A 17409-nucleotide genomic window follows, 5' to 3' on the forward strand; every position below is an offset into this window, starting at 1 on the left:
ATTTCAGGCATGATCAGACACACCGTTTTCATTATCAAAGAATGTCTGATCTGCAGTACGTACCGTTCATCAGTAACATACTTAAGCACAGAAAGAGATGGTTTCAAATGTGAACTGGCTCCTTCTCGCCCTCTTCGGGACTGTATCGTTTACGCTTGCCGGACTGCTGGACAAGCTCATACTGGATCGGTACATGCAGGAGCCGAAGGTCTATCTGCTCTGCCAGGTGGTGGCCCAGCAGCTCTTCGCACTGGCTGCATTCGCGTTTATAAGACCTGCGTTTGTGTTTCCGGATTCGCTTTTCGCCGTGGCTCTTGGCAGCCTCCAGGTCCTTCCAACGGTCTATTTTCTCAGGGCGATCAAGGAGGATGAGCTCTCAAGGGTGACATCACTCGAGTACTTCTACGTGGTTCTTGTGTTCTTCCTCTCTGCATCACTCCTCGACGAGAGCCTGCCTGTGAAGAACTACGCTGGCGCAGCGCTCATACTTCTGAGCTCTCTCATCGTCGCATACAGTCCGGCTTCGCTCACCACCCCGGCTCTGAGGCACATTCTCCCATACTGGGTGATGAACACTATATACTATTTCGCAATGAAGTGCCTTCTCTGCTCGATGGGAGAATGGGATATGTACATATGGTCCGCATTCGGAAATTTCATAGCCGTGATGCCGTTTCTGAGATCAGGGGGAGCATCGGGTCTGTGCATGATGCTCTCAAGCGCGCACGCCCTGTGCTCCATCTTTGTGGAGGAGGCATTCCAGTTTCTTGGGATGATCCTCTTCATATTCGCATATGCCAGGGGGCCGCTCGCGCTTGTGAATGGCATTGGCGCGCTCCAGCCGATGATGACATTCATATCCATACTGGTCATCAGGTCCATGTATTCGGGGATAATCGAGGAGGACACATGCAGAGGGGCTGTGATGAGGAAGTTCTCTGCAGTCTCCATGGTGGCGCTGGGAATATACTTAATATGCTGATAACCCCCATCAGGTGATCCGGCGGAAGCCTGCGATGGAAAAGAGACCCGGCGAAATGCTGCTCAACTCGGAATATCCGATATTTCTAGGGAGATCTGCCCATCGGTTTCAGAGAAGCTGGCTGAGGTGAGGGAGGGCATTGACATACCAGAAAAGCACCATGATCCCCACTGCCATCATTGGAATGAAGACCTTCGCCATCTCCATTCCGAACTCCCTGCTGCCCATGATGAATGCGATTGATAGCTTTAGCGCAGTGTTCGTTATCGCTGCGAGCATTATGGCGATGACCGCGGTCTCGCTGCTGATGCTCCCTGCTGCAAGCGTCGCCATTGCAAGAACAACAGCATCAACATCCGCCAGCCCGGAGATCACACCCGCCGCGTAGCTTCCGGTCTCCCCCAGTGAGATGGATGCGAGCTTTGTGACAAAGAGTATGAAGGCGAAGAGCACGCCGAACTTCAGCGCGGGAATCAATCTGAACGGATCCTTGTGCGCTACACGGCTCTCGATCGGTGCGGCATTCTTTCTGAGAACATACGCCAGAACCACGCCGACTACCGCCATTGCTGCGAGCTGGGCTGAGAGTGGCAGAAGCAGCTCCACGTTGACAAGCATAACTATCAGAAGTATTCGAGGGAACATCGTGCAGCTTGCCAGGGTTGTGGCGAAGACAGCAGATGCCAGCGACTGGCTTCTCGCCCTCACCTCTGATGCCATGCTCATCGTGACAGCGGTGCTGGAGACAATACCGCCAAGAATTCCTGTGAGCGTGATCCCCCGATCATCTCCAAGCACTCTTATGAGAATGTAGCCCACATAGCTTATCAGGCTCACAAGAACGACCATCATCCATATCCTTCTCGGATTCAGAACCTCAAGGGGATCCAGCGCCCGGTCGGGCAGAAGGGGGAGTATCACAAGCGCCACAAGCCCCATCTTGAGCGTGTCGAGCAGCTCTGTATCGCTGATCGCCTCGACGTATCTGTGGACTGTCTTCCTGATGGCCAGAGTCCAAGTGACGAGAATCGAGAGGGCAACCGCCAGAAGCATGCTCTCCTCGAAGCAGCAGAGCGCTCCAAGGAGAAATGTGATCGCAGCAGCGACAGCGGATGTGAAATCGAGCCATCCAATGATCCTGGATGCTGTGGCATATCCTGTTCCCACAAGTATGAGAAAGCCGGCATATGCAACCACAATAAACAGATCACCGAAGATCTCCGAGAGGCTGGCCGCAAGAGCGCCCAGAAGCGCTATGAGCACGAACGTGCGGAGGCCGGCCACGCCCCTGGTTTTGTCCTCTACGATTCTTTTCTGGCGCTCGACTCCTATCAGCGCTCCGATGATCATGGCCATTACGAAGGGATAGAGGTCTGCGAACTCCATTGGATTCCAGCCATGGCTCCGTGCGTTATACAATTTCCGGTCAGATCTACAATCGATGCGACCACATGAACCCTCCAGTAGCAACTCAGTGGCTAGTGAAGAAGCAAATTGAAGAAACACCCATTCTTCCTGCATGAATGTGCTGTTTTGTCAAATGATCCTGGCGGATCCTCTCGCAACCATTATTACCCCATGCGCCAGAGCATCCAGCATGATAGACCTCCATACGCACACGGTCTTCAGCGATGGTGAGCTAATTCCAGCCGAGCTACTCAGACGTGCTGAGGCGATCGGGTACACGGCCATAGCGATAACGGATCACGTCGACTTCACGAACGTGGAGCATGTCGTCGGAAGCATGCTTAAAGTGAAGGAGATGGAGGATGCCTACTCCCTCAAGGTGATTCCAGGGGTCGAGATAACCCATGTTCCACCGGGAAAGATAGAGCGGCTTGTGCTTCTCTCGAGAGCCCTTGGCGCTGAGATCGTGGTGGTCCATGGTGAAACCCCGGTCGAGCCGGTTGCGCATGGAACCAACAGAGCTGCGATAGAGGCCGGCGTGGATCTGCTCGCGCACCCGGGTTTCATCACCCTGGAGGAGGCTGAGCTCGCCCGCGAGAACGATGTCGTGCTGGAGATAACATCCAGGCTGGGACACAACATCACAAACGGACATGTTGTGCGCGTTGCAAAGAAAGCAGGCGCAAAGATGGCTGTGAACACCGACACACACGATCCCGAAGACCTGATCACATCAAAGAGGGCGGTGGAGATAGCTATCGGCGCCGGACTGACACGGGAGGAGGCTGTGGAACTGTTGAGAGACCATCCGCTGGCCTCACAGCTGGGACTTGAGCGCTCCGGCATCTGATGCATTTCTGGCGCTTCATCTCAGCGCTGCCTGAGTCGCTCTATGGTCTCCCTGACCGCCTTCTGGACTATCGGGCTCTCATCGCTTATGCTTTCCAGGTGGCTGATGACCTTCGGGTCGCCTATAAGCCCCAGAGCTCTTGTCACATGATACCTGACCTTCCAGCTTGTATCTTTCAGCATTGGAATCAGCGGCTCGACAGCCCTCGGATCGCCGATGCTGCCGAGAGCGCATGCTGCGTTCAGCCTCACATCCTGGCTCATGTCATTGAGAACCCCGATGAGCGCCTCCACCGCCCTGCGATCGCCTATGCTCCCAAGGGCCCAGGCAGCGTTCCATCTCACAAGAGCGTTCGCATCGGTCAGGGCTCTGCTCAGCGGCTCCACCGCCCTGGAGTCTTTGATCTTCCCCAGCGCCTCCGCGGCCTCTGATCTCACGCTCGCATCCACATCGAGAAGCGCATCGATCAGGGGCCCCACCGCTTTCGGGTCGCCGATCTTACCGAGCGCCTCCGCGGCCCGCGCCCGGACCGTGGAGCTGTCGTCCTTCAGATCTTTTATGAACCTATCGACCTTTTCAGCATCAGCTCTCAGCGGCATGATGACACCCCAGATCAGCTTTCAGTCGATGTATTTAAGAGAAACTCTGCAGGTCGCGGTGTATCAGATGGGCGGATGCCCTGAGGCATACTTTTAAAAGCCACGGCCGGTTACTTGCAACCATGAGATCTGTTATTATCATGATTGCACTTCTCTCGTGCTGCAGCGCAGCAGGTGTGCTCCTGAACGAGGTGGAGCTCGGCCCGCCGGAGGGATCGAGCGAGTGGGTTGAGCTCTACAACCCTGGGAACGAGAGCGTCGTGATCGGCGGATGGTGCGTGCGAATAATAGATGAAAGCTGGATTGGCGAGATTCGTCTGCCGGATAACGCCCTGATCGAGCCGCACGGCTTCTATGTCGCACTTGGCAGGAAGGAGTGGATGCACAACAGCAGCGGCGTGGTTCAGCTCATCGATGATACCGGGAATGTCGTGGATGAGTCACCTCTTAGAAGAGACACGCTCAAGAACGAGATGACATGGGGGAGGTACCCTGACGGGCGCGACACAGACACGGCAGGCGACTGGGGATACATGATGGGCACGATGGGCGCGCCAAACACGATATCAGCCAAAGCATAGATCAGGACTCATCCTGAAGACGATGCCCTCGCTGAGTTCTGAATGCACGTATCAGGCCAGGACTGTGAATATCAACTGATCTGACACAAGACGGTGCTTTCGTAGTGAGGACTTACGTATCGTATTCACTCTTATGTGCTTAGCAACTCGGATGCTGTGCAGGCGGGTTGCTGGAAACACTCATTTTAGGAGAACATCGGAAGGCCAATTTATCGGATAGAGACAAGAAATATATTAATATAAATGTTTGAAGTGGCCATTAGGAGCCTGCAGGATTCCCGGATGATGATGTGCGATACAGCGAGCTGAAGGGTCACTATAAATAGATCGTGGATGTAATGGCCATTGCATGAGTGATGCATCAGATGAGAGCAAGGTCCGGGTAGGTCCCTGCGGGATCATCTGCAGTGCCTGTCCCCTTGGAAGTTGTGCTGTCGCTGAGTCTGCTGCGACTCTAAAGCAGCACATTAAGAACTACAAGATTCCAGAGTGGTCGCACTTTGTTCCTGAAGGCGAGGAGCTGAAGTGGGATGAAGTCGATTTGGCCTTAAACTGGATGGCGAAATATGCTCGATGCGCAGGTTGCGAGAGCGGTGGAGGTCCGCCGGACTGCCCGATCAGGCGCTGTGCACAGGATAGGGGTTATGATATGTGCAGCTCATGTGATGATCTTGAATCCTGCACAAAGTTCGACTGGCTGAAGGAGCATGGATCGATTATGAAGGCTGCACTAAAGGAGAACAGGTGCAGATCAAAGGAGGAGTATGCTCTTGCAATGGCGGGCAGGATGAAAATTTAGCACTGTCCGTATGATACTTACTCACAGGTGCATTGGTCTGGCCATGCGCTCGTTTCGACTTATCTTCGACGCAGTCGAAGGCATGACGGGTGAGTGCCTCCAGAAGCCAGCTGGCACGAACCCCAGGCTGCTGAGCACGCGAGAGCGATGATTTAAATATTTTGTTGCCAGTTATGGGTGCAGATGAGATGCTTTTCAGAGCACTGAAGCCCAAGCTTGTTTTATTTGCTCTGTCACTGTTCGTGATGGTCATCTGTGCTTCAGCCATGGACCCGGGTTAATGGCTTGAAAAAGGCGATGAGTTTGTTGAAAACGGCTCATACGAAGAAGCGCTTGAGATGTATGGGAATTCGATTCGTATCGATCCCGATAACCTGGATGCCTGGGAGGCAGGGCCACGGTTTTCGGTTTGCTGGAGAGGCAGGCCTGGATGAATGTCCTTAACCTCAGCGAGAATAGGGTGATGGATAATCCGGACGATGCCAGAGCATGGCAGGCACGTGCCGTCGCTCTCATGTGGCTTGGCAGAACTGAAGAAGCAGATCTGTCCCGGAATAAGGCCCTTGAGGTCTATGAGCGGGAGGCCAGAATGATCCAGAAAATGCAACCGCCTGGTTCTACAGGGCAGAGCTCACTCCCAACCGGACAGAAGCCCTGCAGTACTACAGCAAAGTGATCGAGCTGAACGGCTCCATGAAGATGGCTGCCCTGCTAACGAAGAGCAACATACTTCTGAATCTGGGGAGATCGGAGGAGGCACTTACCGCCATCAACAAAGCCATTGACCTCGATCCGAATAACACACGCGGGTGGGAAGAGAAAGCCATAACATGTTATCTCCTCGGAAGATATAACGAATCACTTGCAGCATATGAAAGGATAATCGAGCTGAGATCTGGAAATGTTCCTGCCTGGGTGTGGAAGGGCAGGGGTGATGCTCTCAAGGCGCTGGGCCGCCAGGCGGAGGCAGAGACTGATTACGTCAGGGCAAGGGGACTGAGGTATCTGGTATGACATGAGTTGAAGGTGAGTTCTCCCGTCCTGAAGGACGGGGTTTCCTGCTTCGTGGATCTGGCCATTTGACATAGCACCCTAAAAGCGCTTGATGAGACTTCCCTGATCGTCCAGGTAGCCGGATTCGCGGATGAGATGCATTTTCGATCGAGCATTTTGGGTCACGGGGGCGTTTTCATCCTTTGGGACGCCTCTGCTGTTGCATGCGGGGTTTACAGCTGCCACGTCGTACCTTCCTAAGCTGCCAAACATATAAAGAACGAACCGTTAATGCGAAATAGGGTCTGTGCCAGACCAGCGGGTGGTCGACCCATGACAGAATGCTACGTTCACGGCTACTCAGATCGTGAGGCTGAGCGGCTATCAGACCAGGCCGCAACACTCGCACATCTGCTCCACTTTGATACAGCATATCAGGGAGGGCGTCTGGTCCTTGAGGCAGGCTGCGGTACCGGCTCGCAATCCAGGATCCTTGCCGCATCCAGCCCACATGCTGTAATAATCTCGCTGGACATATCCAGGAGTTCCCTTATGAGAGCAGAAGCTGAGCTGAAGAATCTCAATGCTGCAAACATCAGGCTGCTCCAAGCAGATATATTTCGCTTGCCGTTCGATGATGAGACATTTGATGACATCTTCGTCTGCTTCCTTTTAGAGCACCTCAAGGAGCCAGATGTGGCGCTCGCAGAGCTGTACAGAGTTCTCAAGAAGGGCGGCACTATAACCGTGATCGAAGGAGATCACGGATCCTGCTACTTTTATCCAGAGACCCCTGAGGCACTCAGGGTATGGCACTGTCTCATCGATGTACAGGCATCGATCGGCTGCAACTCACTCATAGGCCGGCAATTATATCCTCTGATCAAAGCAGCAGGCTTTACCTGCATATCCATATCCCCGCGTATGGTATATAGCGATGAGACGCACCCCGAGATGATGGAGGGTTTTGTCAGAAGGACCATCATACCGATGGTCGAAGGTGTGAGGGACCGGGCGATCTCAACTGGCATGATAGATAGAGGGTCGTGGGATAAAGGGATTGCTGACCTATATGGCACAGCAAAGCCTCCATCCGGAACCTTCTGTTACACCTTCTTCAAGGCAAAAGCAATAAAGTGAGGACGTTCATCACCTCATAACAACTTATTTATTCTTGATTGACGCTGAAAGTTTTGTATGAACATGAATCGTTCATGCCGGATGAGGAAGAGTGTTAGAACGTGCTCAGTTGAGAAACGCTCTTACGTATTCAGCAACTTGGAGTGCATGCAGGCCGGTTGCTGAATGCACTCATTCGCTCGCCACGAGCGCACAGCGTGACTGGTGCCTCTTCGGGCAAGTTATCATATGGATATGAGCGAATCAATTTTACTGAGCACCAGTACCTCTACTTCTTCTCATGCACCTCGCACGTCCCGATCTGGCATGCTCTGCATATCTCCCTCTCCTCATCTAGCTCCCGGGTGGCAGTTGCGAGGACGCTCGCATTAACAAGGTTAGCCGCGAGGAACATCGCAGCAGCGATCTCCTCATCGCTTATCCCCATCCTTGACGCGACGCGGATGTGCATCTCCAGGCAGTGGCTGCATCTTATGGCAGCGCTGACAGCGATGGATATCAGCTCGATCGTCTTCATGTCGAGCTTTGAGCTGCGCACGATCGCGTTGTTGTGAAGGACCTTTGTCACGAGAAGCTCCGGGCTGTCCTTCATGAAGTGAAATATGTAGGGCACCTCTCCGTAGAGCTTCTCGATCGTCTTCACCATATCCTCAGCAGATCTCTGAACACCCTTCTCGAGTATTTCCTTTAGCTCGTCCTCAAGCATATCCCTAAAACACCATCCCTGTCTCGGACTCCGGAAGAATCCTGACAAGCGTGTAGTTCTTCATCTTCGATGGCACTATCCTCGCGATCTCTTTGAGCGTGACGCCCTCATCAAACCGCACAGCTCCTATTGCCTCGTGATACTCCTCGTATGGAAGCTTTATTCTGCATCCCGTCAGGTTCAGAGCGATCGGAAGCGGCGAGTAAGACCTCTCGATATCAGGAACCTGCTCGCGAACCGCGTCCATGACTCTCGGAGGAGACGTCGTCAGCGGATCTTTCTCTATATCCGCGCGCATCTTGTCAAGAGCTCTGCCCACTGCAGCGACGATCCTGTCAAGGTTTCCTATCTCTGTTGCCTTCTTAGACCGGTGAGCTATCCTCCCCACAGATGAGACGTACTCGAAGGCGTATGGCATCTCCCCCTTCGGGATCTCAGGCCCGCCTGTTACCACCACGGGGATGTTTATGCCCTTGTACAGCTCCTCCTTCTTGATTATGCATTTTGCAAAGTTCCCGAAGATGAAGACCGCAGCATCATGCTCATTTATCAGAGCTGTCTCGTACTCATTTATCTGGGCTATCTCGCGCCCGACCCCCCGTGCCAGGCCGATCATGTTGCTCTTCGCTCCATTCCGCCTGAGGTACTCTGCGATATCACATGCTGTGTGCGGCAGGTGGTGTATCGCGAGGGTCGGGGTCACAACAGCAACCTCTGTTCCGGCAAGCGGCGCCCGGGTGAGCTCTCCGCGAAGCTCCTTTGTGAGATCCTCCAGGATCCTGAGGTCCTCTGCGGGGACGAGCAGGAGCAGTATCACCTCGCTCTGCGTCACGTTCTTCTGGAGGAGGTAACCGCCAAGGTCCTCGACAAGCTCTATGACCAGATCGTGCTTGTAGACGCCGCCGGTAAACATCACAGGCTCAAGCATTCTCCATACCCCTCAGTTTCTCCCTGACCTCCTCGATCAGCTCCGGTGTTATCGTCTCCTCAGAGGCGATGAAGAGGAAGGAGTCCTCTGTCATCTCGTTCCTTCTGTTTCTGAAGCCTTCAGGCGCTATTCTTATCAGAGCATCAGTGAGGTCCCTTCTGAACTCCGCGTCCACATCCGTCACAATCAGATCAGCCGGGCTAACATCGGAAGATACCGTGAGGAGGTCCCTGTCCGGCTGCTCCACCTTGTCGCGCCCGTACTTCTCCCAGAGCACCCTGAGCATATCGGCGAGATGCTCCTCTTCGTTCACCTTTACCTGATATCCCTCCTGGGTCCTGACGACATCTGCAACATCGCCAACACGCAGTGGTGGAAGCGAGCCGCGCAGCAGGCCATAGACGGCAAAATACGGTCTTTCCATATCTATGTAAACGTAAAGCCTGCCTATGGATCTGACCAGGCCTAGGTCCTGGAGTATGTCGAGTATGATCTCTCGGTACTTCGCAGCGCCGAACTCCTCTCCCGGAGCCTCCACCCTGTAGACCTCGAGAGGATCCATATCAGACCTCCAGCATACCGGAGACGAGCAGCGCGGCGCCGACAGCGCCGATGTACTGGGCGTGGTTCGGAACAATGACCTTTATTCCCAGAAGATCCTCCATCGCTCTTGGGAGGCCCTCAATTAGGGAGGTGCCGCCGACCATGATCACCGGTTGCTTCACCTCAACCTCCTGGAGCTGCTGCTCGAAGACCTGCTCCGCGACGCTGTGGCAGGCAGCCATCGCGACATCCTCCGGACGTGCGCCCTTCGAGAGGCTGTTTACGAGGCTCTGTGTGCCGAAGACAATACAGTAGCTGTTCATCGGCACGCTCTTGTACGACCCCCTGAGCGCGAGCTTGCCCAGATCTGTTATGTTCACGCCCAGCCTTCTCGCGGTGAGCTCCAGGAACCTTCCGGATGCGCCTGCGCATATCCCGCCCATCGTGAAGCTCCCGGGCACGCCGTCCTGCACGGATATCGCCTTGTTATCCATCCCGCCTATATCTATCACAGTGGCAGGCCCCTTCTGGGCGTTCGCCAGGAAGACAGCGCCCTTGGAGTTTACCGTGATCTCCTCCTGGATAAGCCTAGCATCGAAGTGCTTGCCGACGAGGAATCTGCCGTAGCCGGTGACGCCGATGCCCTGGATCTCCTCGCGCTTCACCCCCGACTCCTGGAGAGCCTGCTGGAATGCCTCCTCCGCGCTCTTTATGACCTCTGTCGTTGGAACCCAGCCTGTGCCGATGATCTGATTATCGCGCATTATCACTGCCTTTGTGGTGGTCGAGCCGGAGTCAATGCCGGCTGTGAGACCCGTCTGCCGCTCCCTGGCGAGCAATCCTCTCATCCTGGCAGTCGTCACCAGAGCCTCCATTCTCGTCAGCAGGGTCTCTGCTGTTGTCCTCTCCGTGAACGAGTAGCTCAATACGGGGAGCCTCGAATGCTCATGGATGTAGCGCCTCACCTCACCCCGGATAATGGCGCCCTCAGCGCATCTGAAACAGGTCGCCACGAAAACAGCGTCTGCAAGATCTGGATTCTGTACCAGCCTGGTCGCCCTCGCCATGATCAGGTTGAGGTCTCCACTCGGAACCGATACGCCGAAGCGCTTCTCCACCTCCATCACATCCTCGAGCGAGACCTCGGGCGAGATCATCTTCGCGCCAACGATCTCGGCCGCCCTCTCAAGCTCCCTCTGGATTCCGCTGTACTCGGCGCCGCATGAAAGCTGGGCTATTCTTATCATTTCAGCCCCTCCAGGAACATTCTGATCTCATGAACGAAGCGCCTGGCCTCACCATCGTCCCTCGGGTATTTCAGCTCTATGAACGGTATGCCCTTGATCTTTATCAGCAGCCTGGTGAGCTCATTCGTCCTGGCGCATCCAGTGCACCCCACGAGACAGTTGTTATCCTCGACTATTATCGCGGCCTCTGCCTCATCTATCATCGGACCTATCAGCGACATCCGCCCGCGAACACCTGAGGGCACATCGACTGCTGCATATTTCAGCCCCTTCTTCGGGTCCTCTGGTGTGATGTTCAGAGGAGGGGATTCGAGGCTCGGCGTGTCTATCTTCTTTCTGATCTCGTTCGCCATAACCAGGGGCGTGTGCCCCATCCTGTCGACGAGATCCGCGAGTATCGTGCTTGTGGGGGGGTAGACAATGACTTTGACCATCAGGATACCTCAGGCAAACTCATCCTTAATAATCTCTACAAGTCTTTCCATGCTCACGGGCGTCTTCTCGGGGGCGGCCTCTGGCAGGGGCGCGTTCCTGCTCTCCGCCTCGAGAGCTCTGGATATCATTGGAAGCATCTTCGACTCGCACTCCAGCATGAAGAAGCCAGGCCTCGGCCCTCCGCCACGGTGCCCGCGGCATCTTCTTGGATCTCCCGGTGGGAACCCACGGTCCTTTATGAATATCCCGTTCGGATCCATGGCTCTTATCTCCCTGACGAGATCGTCGATCTCGTCCTTCTCACCGTTTATGATCACCCCGAAGCAGGTCTCCTTCACATGAACGTCGCGCTTGGATCCGTAGATGTGCATGGCGATGTCAGAGGGGAGGATCTCAGACTCCGGAGATGTTATCACGTACTTCGTAACCCTCATCTCTTCTCCTCCATTACATACACGATCTCCCCCTCCTTCACGTCCCTGAGCTTGTCAAGATCTATAACCCTGCCGATGATGTTCGTGCCCTCGAACTTCTCCCCGGAGGGGCCATACCTCCTGTCCTCTACGAACTTCACTCCAATCAGCCCGGTCCTCTTCGCCACCTGGTTCGTGACGCCTATCGATCCCGCAGGCACAGGACCTGTGGGCTTGTTCTCAGGCAGCAACTCCTTGTATCTGAGCGCGTCGATCAACGGCTTGAACAGAACCGTGTTCTCATAAACAAAGAATACCGGAAGAGGCCCCACCGGCCGCTCCTTGAGCCCCACAACATGCCTGAAATAGTCCAGGGTCTTCGGGGCCAGATCGTCGTAGAGCTCTATCCTCACCAGCCTGGATGACTGTATCGCCTTCAGTGAAACCTTACCGGCCTTCAGAACCTCCATGGTTGTCGGCGGGTTCTGCTCGATGACGACCGCGTCATCTCCGGTGTAGCCATCGACCGATGGCTCTATGCCCCTGGATCTTGCGAGCTCCATCGCATCGCTGAGCGGCATGCCAAGCACCATGAACCTCTCAGGTCTTACCTTTGCGGTGAGACGCTGGCCGGGGGATGCGAGCTTGAGGAGGTCCAGACCTGCAGTGACCCTTCCGACGACAGAGTGGCCAGGGTTGGATGTTCTGTCAGCCTTGTAGATGAATATGTGGCCCAGCCCTCTTCCGGAAGTCCTCACCGTAACTGCGCCCTCAAGCCGCGGCTCTCTGTGCTCGAACTCTATCGGCTCGCCCTTGAGGACATGCGAGGAGATGTATGAGCTCGAGACCGCATCCACCTTCAGAGCTCCATCCCTCGTCGCTGCAAGGAAGAACTCCGCCCCTCTTGGAGCGTCCTGGATGAGATCGACCTCGAACCTGGAGTAGATCTCCATCCCATCGGCAAGTGGAAACGACATGTCGGATGTGACAAGCTTCTCGGTCAGGTCCTCCCACTCGACGATCGGCTCCACTTTGAGTATGCGGTCGTTCTTATCCAGCCTGTCGAGTATGTTCTTCCCGCCGACGACCCTCGCGAGGATCCCCCTGCTCTCAGACGGCACACCGTAGACCGCGGAATGCCTGCGCTTGATGAAGATCAGCTGGGATTTCTCGCTTTCGAAGCCGCTGGCGCCGAGGAGCACATCAAACCTGCTGTACTCATATGCGCCCCTCCCCGGAGATATCGATGATGGGAAGTTCCCAAACGCAACAGCACCTGAATCAGACCATCTTCCCTCCAGACCACCTATCCGCTCCACCGCCTCATGCCATGCATCCTTCAGGCCAGTATCCAGGAGATCGATCCTTATTCTGCCCTTGGTCGTGACAAGCCAGTAGGAGTCTGTGGCTCTCGCCTTCTCTCCGCGTCCTTTTATGATGCCGATCACAGCTCCTGGCGATACTGTGGAGCTGGCAGCCTCGAGAGCCTCGCCCAGGGTGGCCCCATCCCTCAGAGATATCTCCGATCCATCTACTCTGACCCTCATACGCCTCCTTGCCGCCGGAATCCGACGCCGGAGATCAGCTCCCCAGCATCTCGCGCTCCTCCTCTTCTGTGAGCAGCTTCAGGACATCTGCCGGAGCGCCGATAGAGACTGCTCTTCCATTCCTCATAAGCATAGCGCGATCGCACACATTGCTGACGAAGTCCATGTCGTGGCTCACTATGACGAATGTCTCCTCCATCTCCTCCCTTGCGCTGAGGATGGACTTGCTCACCTCTATCTTCGTTATCGGATCCATCGTGCCTGTGGGCTCATCAAGAACGACTATCCTGGGCTCTTTTATGAGGACCTGAGCCATGGCGACCCTGTGCCGCTCGCCCTCGCTCAGCTCATCAGGATATTTGTTCAGGATCATCTCAGCCTCGTCATCTGTGAATCCAACGGTCGTTAGCGTGTGAATCGCCTTCCTCTCGCCCAGCTCATACGGAAGCGAGAGCCCTATAGCCTCTGTCAGGTTCTCTATGACGGTTCTGTACGGGTAGAGCGTGTACTCCTGGTGCAGGACTCCTATGTGCTTCGTGGCCCTGCCGCGGCCGTCCGCTCCGAGCAGCGTCATATCCACCCATTCATCTCCGACCCTGACAAACGCGAACCCGCTCGTCGGGGTTATTAGCCCGCTGATTATCTTCGAGAGCGTGGTCTTTCCGCCGCCGCTGACGCCCACTATGCCGAATATCTCCCTCTCATAGACCTCGAAGGATACGTTATCCACCGCCTTGACAACACCACGATCTATGCTGATGTATCTCTTGGAGAGGTTTATTGCTCTGATTATGGGCTCGCCAACGGCGACCGGCTCCCTCTTCCCGATCTCTCCAGCCATGGCGATGAACTGGTCCGCTATCTTCCTGGGATCGCCTATTGCCTGAATCTTCCCGTGATCGAGAAGTATCGCCCTGTCTGCCAGATCCACCATGACATCCTGCCAGTGGCTGGTGATGACCATGGTCATCTTGAAGTCCCTGACAGCTCTTTTTATGGAGTCGTGGACCAGAGCTGCGGTCGCCGGGTCCAGGGTTCCTGTGGGCTCATCCGCAAGAAGGAGCATCGGCGATTTTGCGAGCTGTCTGGCGAGCACAACCCTCTGCTTCTCGCCGCCACTGAGCTCCCTCGCCACATGCATCATCCTGTGCGAGAGGTTGACCTCATCGAGGAGATCAGCTGCCCTGTGAACGCTTATCGTCTCTCCAGTGTCCTCCACAGCCCTCATGACGTTCACGATCACCCTCTCATCGCCGTAAAGGGCGAACGTCCTCTGGAGCATTATGGCGATTCGTCTGGCGACGGCTCTCCTGAGAGGATCGTTTATCCCCAGCTTTGCGAAATCTGCCTCAGCAGCCTTAAAAGTGCCACCGCATCTGCACTGACCGCCCACCCTGCTCGGCGGCTCAACATATCCGCATCTATCGCAGATTGCGATGTGGTAAACAACACTTCCACTTATGCCTGGAAATACCTCAACCCCTCTCAGGACATGCATCAGAACGCTCTTGCCCGCGCCGCTCCTGCCCAGGATCCCTACCGACTCACCCTCCTCGATCTCGAGATTCACATTGCTCAGGACCTCAAGATCACCGAACCGAACAGTCAGATCCTTGATCTCTATAAAAGGTGCCAAAGTATCAATCCCCATGGTGATTTATAAGATTGCATTCGGTCTCCAGGACTGAATCCTACTTAAGTTTATTGTTAACAATTGCATTCCCCATGGCACGATTCCAGAGGCGGGCGCTGGGCTGGAGATGCATCAGTGCCCCTTTCCGCCGGTCCCTCCCTTTACCAGGAGGAACTCCTTGTCAAGGTATGCCTGATGGCTCAGCTCAAGGCACTCCTGGCAGATGTAGAACGTGGTATCCTTGGGACCAAAGATCGTCACCTGCTTCGCCTTTACGGGAAATGTCTCCTTCTCCACCCCACAGAGTTGACACTTCATTCAATTCACCTACTACCGCTCTTCACCCGTATCATTATAAGCATTTCCACCGAAACCGCGCCATCTGGGCGATATGCTGTTATCAATCCCGAGAATGTCCAGAATCCTGCATACAACAGTGTCCACTAGCTCCGCCACGCTTCTGGGCCTGGAGTAGAATGATGGCGATGCTGGAAGTATGATTCCTCCTGCCTCTGAGACCGCGACCATGTTTCTGAGGTGTATGAGGCTCAGCGGAGTCTCCCTAGGCACCAGAACGAGCGTCCTCCTCTGCTTGAGACAGACATCAGCCACCCTGGCTATAAGCGTATCCGATATGCCGCAGGCTATTGCAGCCATCGTTCTCATGCTGCATGGGGCCACAACCATGGCATCGAACAGATAGGAGCCACTTGCTATGGGCGATGTGAGATCGTCCGGCTCAAATACGCGATCCGCCAGAGAGATCATCTCCTTATGAGATCTACCGCACTCTATCTCCAGTATCTTCCTCGCAGCCTCGGTGATTATGAGGTTGACAAAGCAGCGCTCACGGAGGACTTCCAGCAGCCTTGTCCCATACACAACACCAGATGCGCCGCTTATTCCAAGAACGATCTCCACGATATCCATCCCCTTTTATAAATGCCCCTCAAAGCCTCCGATTACCTTCACGCCCTGCGTGAACATCTCATCCGGGCTCATCTCTTCCTGATGCCGTTCATTCTGTGTCGCGTGTGCGCACAATTACTGGAGCATTCTGCATCGCAGGATTTGTGATCCAGTGGCGATCCCCGGCAGTTCTGTTTGGCGATTCAAACACACGACCGGAATCTGAAAGTGCTGTGAATCTTCACACAATTTATCTCTGTCGATCTCTGCAGACTGCATGCACAAAAAATGCAGCCTACATGGGAGATTCAGGTCTCCCTCAGGCTCAGAGTCATGGCTGAGATCATCAGGGTAACGGCCAGGAATGCTGTGAGCGCTCCTGCCAAACCGCTGAGATCCGCTGTGAGGCCAGCTATTATAGGGCCTATGACGACCCCGAGCATTCTGGAGGTGTTGAAGATCCCGAAGATCTCCCCCCTCCTCTCAGGGCTTGTGACATCCGAGACCACCACAGCAGCTGCGGGTGTGCACATTCCGGAGCTCAGGCCGAGAAGTGAGAGGGCCAGAAGCTGCGGGAGAAGCCCCGGACCGTGGCCGAGCGCCGCGAATCCAAGAGCGCAGCCGAGGCTTCCTCCGCTTATGAGAAGCCTGCGGTGGCCGAGATCCGCTATTCTTCCGAAATATATATTGGAAAGAGCATTGGTGCCTGCGTACGCGAGGTACAGAATGCCCAGCTGAGACACGCCCACACCGACGCTCAGCGCCAGCTCCGGCAGCAGCGTCATGTTGAACCCCCCGATCAGGCCGGGTAGCATCACCACGCTGCAGCATATGATGAACGTTATCATGGATCCATCTATGATCAGCCTGGATCTGTGTGTGTTTGAGGACAGCACCCCGCTCCTGATCGGTGGCTCTCTGACGACGAAGATCACTATGACAAGAGCTGCAGTGGCAAACATGCTCCAGAAGACGAACGGCGCTTTTATTCCAAAGACTCCGTAGAGGATGCTTCCGATGACCGGCCCCACAGCCACGGCGGAGTAGAATGATGCGTTGTACCAGCCCATGGCAAGGCCTCTGTGAGATTGATCCACGCAGTCCACTATCAGGGCCATGGCGACCGGCCAGACCATCGAAGCTCCTATGCCGCCGAAGATTCTTATCAGTACAAGCTGATACACGTTCGAGGCATAAATGTAGAGCAGCGGCATCATCGCAAATGTCAGAAGACCGACGAGAAGAACCGGCTTTCTCCCCCTGAGATCTGAGAGCCTCCCGGCGGGCATCTGCGTCAGCAGCTGAACCGCGCCGTAAACAGAGATTATTATCCCCAGCATGAGGTGCGTGGCCCCGAGATCGAGGACATAAAGGGGAAATACCGGCGCCACCACTGAGAAACCCAGAACGGAGACGAAGACCGACAGGTACAGGGGGAATATGCTCTTCGGAAGATCTGTCATCTAGAACTTTAGCTCCATGCCGAGTATTGTTCTTGTGTTTGTCACGCTGGGTATCTCGCGAACCGAGAGAACTATCCTGTTAAGATCAGATATCGCCTCGACATCTGCTATCGCTATGAAGTCGTACTCACCGTAAACCGGCACGACCTCCTTTATATCTCTGATTCTCTGAAGGGAGTCAAAGACCTGCTTCTCGGAGCCCGGCTCGACATTTATCATTATAAATCCTTTCAT

General features: G+C 54.9%; 20 protein-coding genes. 6 read left to right on the forward strand and 14 right to left on the reverse strand.

The genetic code is table 11. From position 1 onward, the window contains the following. The first annotated feature begins 97 nt into the window (after positions 1–97). On the forward strand, positions 98–982 hold the full coding sequence (locus tag QHG98_04690; GenBank protein MDH7597028.1) for a hypothetical protein: 885 nt from the start codon (positions 98–100) through the stop codon (positions 980–982). Positions 983–1090: 108 nt separating this feature from the next. Here QHG98_04690 and QHG98_04695 read toward each other — a convergent pair whose 3' ends face one another. Continuing rightward, entirely contained in the window at positions 1091–2368 is a 1278-nt protein-coding gene (locus tag QHG98_04695) for an MgtC/SapB family protein (protein ID MDH7597029.1), read from the reverse strand. Between the two features lie 211 nt (positions 2369–2579). Here QHG98_04695 and QHG98_04700 point away from each other — a divergent pair, with 211 nt between their 5' ends. Continuing rightward, positions 2580–3239: a histidinol phosphate phosphatase domain-containing protein gene (locus QHG98_04700; protein ID MDH7597030.1), complete on the forward strand. Its 660-nt coding sequence runs from the start codon at positions 2580–2582 to the stop codon at positions 3237–3239. 20 nt (positions 3240–3259) lie between these two features. Here the strand turns inward: QHG98_04700 and QHG98_04705 are convergent, their stop codons facing one another. Further along, on the reverse strand, positions 3260–3838 hold the full coding sequence (locus tag QHG98_04705; GenBank protein ID MDH7597031.1) for a HEAT repeat domain-containing protein: 579 nt from the start codon (positions 3836–3838) through the stop codon (positions 3260–3262). Positions 3839–3960: 122 nt separating this feature from the next. Between QHG98_04705 and QHG98_04710 the strand changes: the two genes are divergently transcribed. From QHG98_04710 to QHG98_04725, 4 genes are all read left to right on the forward strand, one after another. Beyond that, a complete protein-coding gene (locus QHG98_04710) occupies positions 3961–4419 on the forward strand; it encodes a lamin tail domain-containing protein (protein MDH7597032.1) in 459 nt (152 codons plus the stop codon). Positions 4420–4768: 349 nt separating this feature from the next. After that, the gene (locus tag QHG98_04715; GenBank protein MDH7597033.1) at positions 4769–5218 is read left to right on the forward strand and encodes a DUF3795 domain-containing protein; all 450 of its coding nucleotides are present in this window, start codon (positions 4769–4771) and stop codon (positions 5216–5218) included. A 693-nt stretch (positions 5219–5911) separates the two neighbouring features. Beyond that, positions 5912–6232, forward strand: a complete 321-nt coding sequence (locus QHG98_04720) for a tetratricopeptide repeat protein (GenBank protein MDH7597034.1) — start codon at positions 5912–5914, stop codon at positions 6230–6232. A gap of 312 nt (positions 6233–6544) precedes the next feature. After that, on the forward strand, positions 6545–7351 hold the full coding sequence (locus QHG98_04725) for a methyltransferase domain-containing protein (GenBank protein ID MDH7597035.1): 807 nt from the start codon (positions 6545–6547) through the stop codon (positions 7349–7351). Positions 7352–7619: 268 nt separating this feature from the next. Here the strand turns inward: QHG98_04725 and QHG98_04730 are convergent, their stop codons facing one another. The 12 genes from QHG98_04730 to QHG98_04785 all read right to left on the reverse strand — a co-directional run bounded on the left by QHG98_04730 (position 7620) and on the right by QHG98_04785 (position 17409). Next, entirely contained in the window at positions 7620–8057 is a 438-nt protein-coding gene (locus tag QHG98_04730; protein MDH7597036.1) for a carboxymuconolactone decarboxylase family protein, read from the reverse strand. A 4-nt stretch (positions 8058–8061) separates the two neighbouring features. Continuing rightward, entirely contained in the window at positions 8062–8985 is a 924-nt protein-coding gene (locus QHG98_04735) for a methanogenesis marker 7 protein (protein ID MDH7597037.1), read from the reverse strand. Beyond that, positions 8978–9547 carry a methanogenesis marker 17 protein gene (locus tag QHG98_04740; protein MDH7597038.1) on the reverse strand — a complete coding sequence of 190 codons (570 nt, stop codon included), beginning with the start codon at positions 9545–9547 and terminating at the stop codon, positions 8978–8980. Before QHG98_04740 ends, QHG98_04735 begins: the two co-directional genes overlap by 8 nt. A gap of 1 nt (position 9548) precedes the next feature. Beyond that, positions 9549–10775: a methanogenesis marker 15 protein gene (locus QHG98_04745; GenBank protein ID MDH7597039.1), complete on the reverse strand. Its 1227-nt coding sequence runs from the start codon at positions 10773–10775 to the stop codon at positions 9549–9551. After that, entirely contained in the window at positions 10772–11209 is a 438-nt protein-coding gene (locus tag QHG98_04750) for a methanogenesis marker 5 protein (GenBank protein MDH7597040.1), read from the reverse strand. Before QHG98_04750 ends, QHG98_04745 begins: the two co-directional genes overlap by 4 nt. Before the next feature lie 9 nt (positions 11210–11218). Further along, a complete protein-coding gene (locus QHG98_04755; GenBank protein MDH7597041.1) occupies positions 11219–11644 on the reverse strand; it encodes a methanogenesis marker 6 protein in 426 nt (141 codons plus the stop codon). Then, positions 11641–13170: a methanogenesis marker 3 protein gene (locus QHG98_04760; GenBank protein ID MDH7597042.1), complete on the reverse strand. Its 1530-nt coding sequence runs from the start codon at positions 13168–13170 to the stop codon at positions 11641–11643. Before QHG98_04760 ends, QHG98_04755 begins: the two co-directional genes overlap by 4 nt. Positions 13171–13204: 34 nt before the next feature. Next, positions 13205–14806, reverse strand: a complete 1602-nt coding sequence (gene atwA, locus QHG98_04765) for a methyl coenzyme M reductase system, component A2 (GenBank protein ID MDH7597043.1) — start codon at positions 14804–14806, stop codon at positions 13205–13207. A gap of 129 nt (positions 14807–14935) precedes the next feature. Further along, positions 14936–15121 (reverse strand): hypothetical protein, encoded by a 186-nt coding sequence (locus QHG98_04770; protein MDH7597044.1) that lies wholly within the window; start codon positions 15119–15121, stop codon positions 14936–14938. A gap of 12 nt (positions 15122–15133) precedes the next feature. Beyond that, positions 15134–15733, reverse strand: a complete 600-nt coding sequence (locus QHG98_04775) for a UbiX family flavin prenyltransferase (protein ID MDH7597045.1) — start codon at positions 15731–15733, stop codon at positions 15134–15136. A gap of 287 nt (positions 15734–16020) precedes the next feature. After that, positions 16021–17175 carry an MFS transporter gene (locus QHG98_04780; GenBank protein ID MDH7597046.1) on the reverse strand — a complete coding sequence of 385 codons (1155 nt, stop codon included), beginning with the start codon at positions 17173–17175 and terminating at the stop codon, positions 16021–16023. Beyond that, entirely contained in the window at positions 17176–17409 is a 234-nt protein-coding gene (locus tag QHG98_04785; GenBank protein ID MDH7597047.1) for an Lrp/AsnC ligand binding domain-containing protein, read from the reverse strand.

This window comes from Methanothrix sp. (assembly GCA_029907715.1).
Taxonomy (GTDB): Archaea; Halobacteriota; Methanosarcinia; order Methanotrichales; family Methanotrichaceae; genus Methanothrix_B.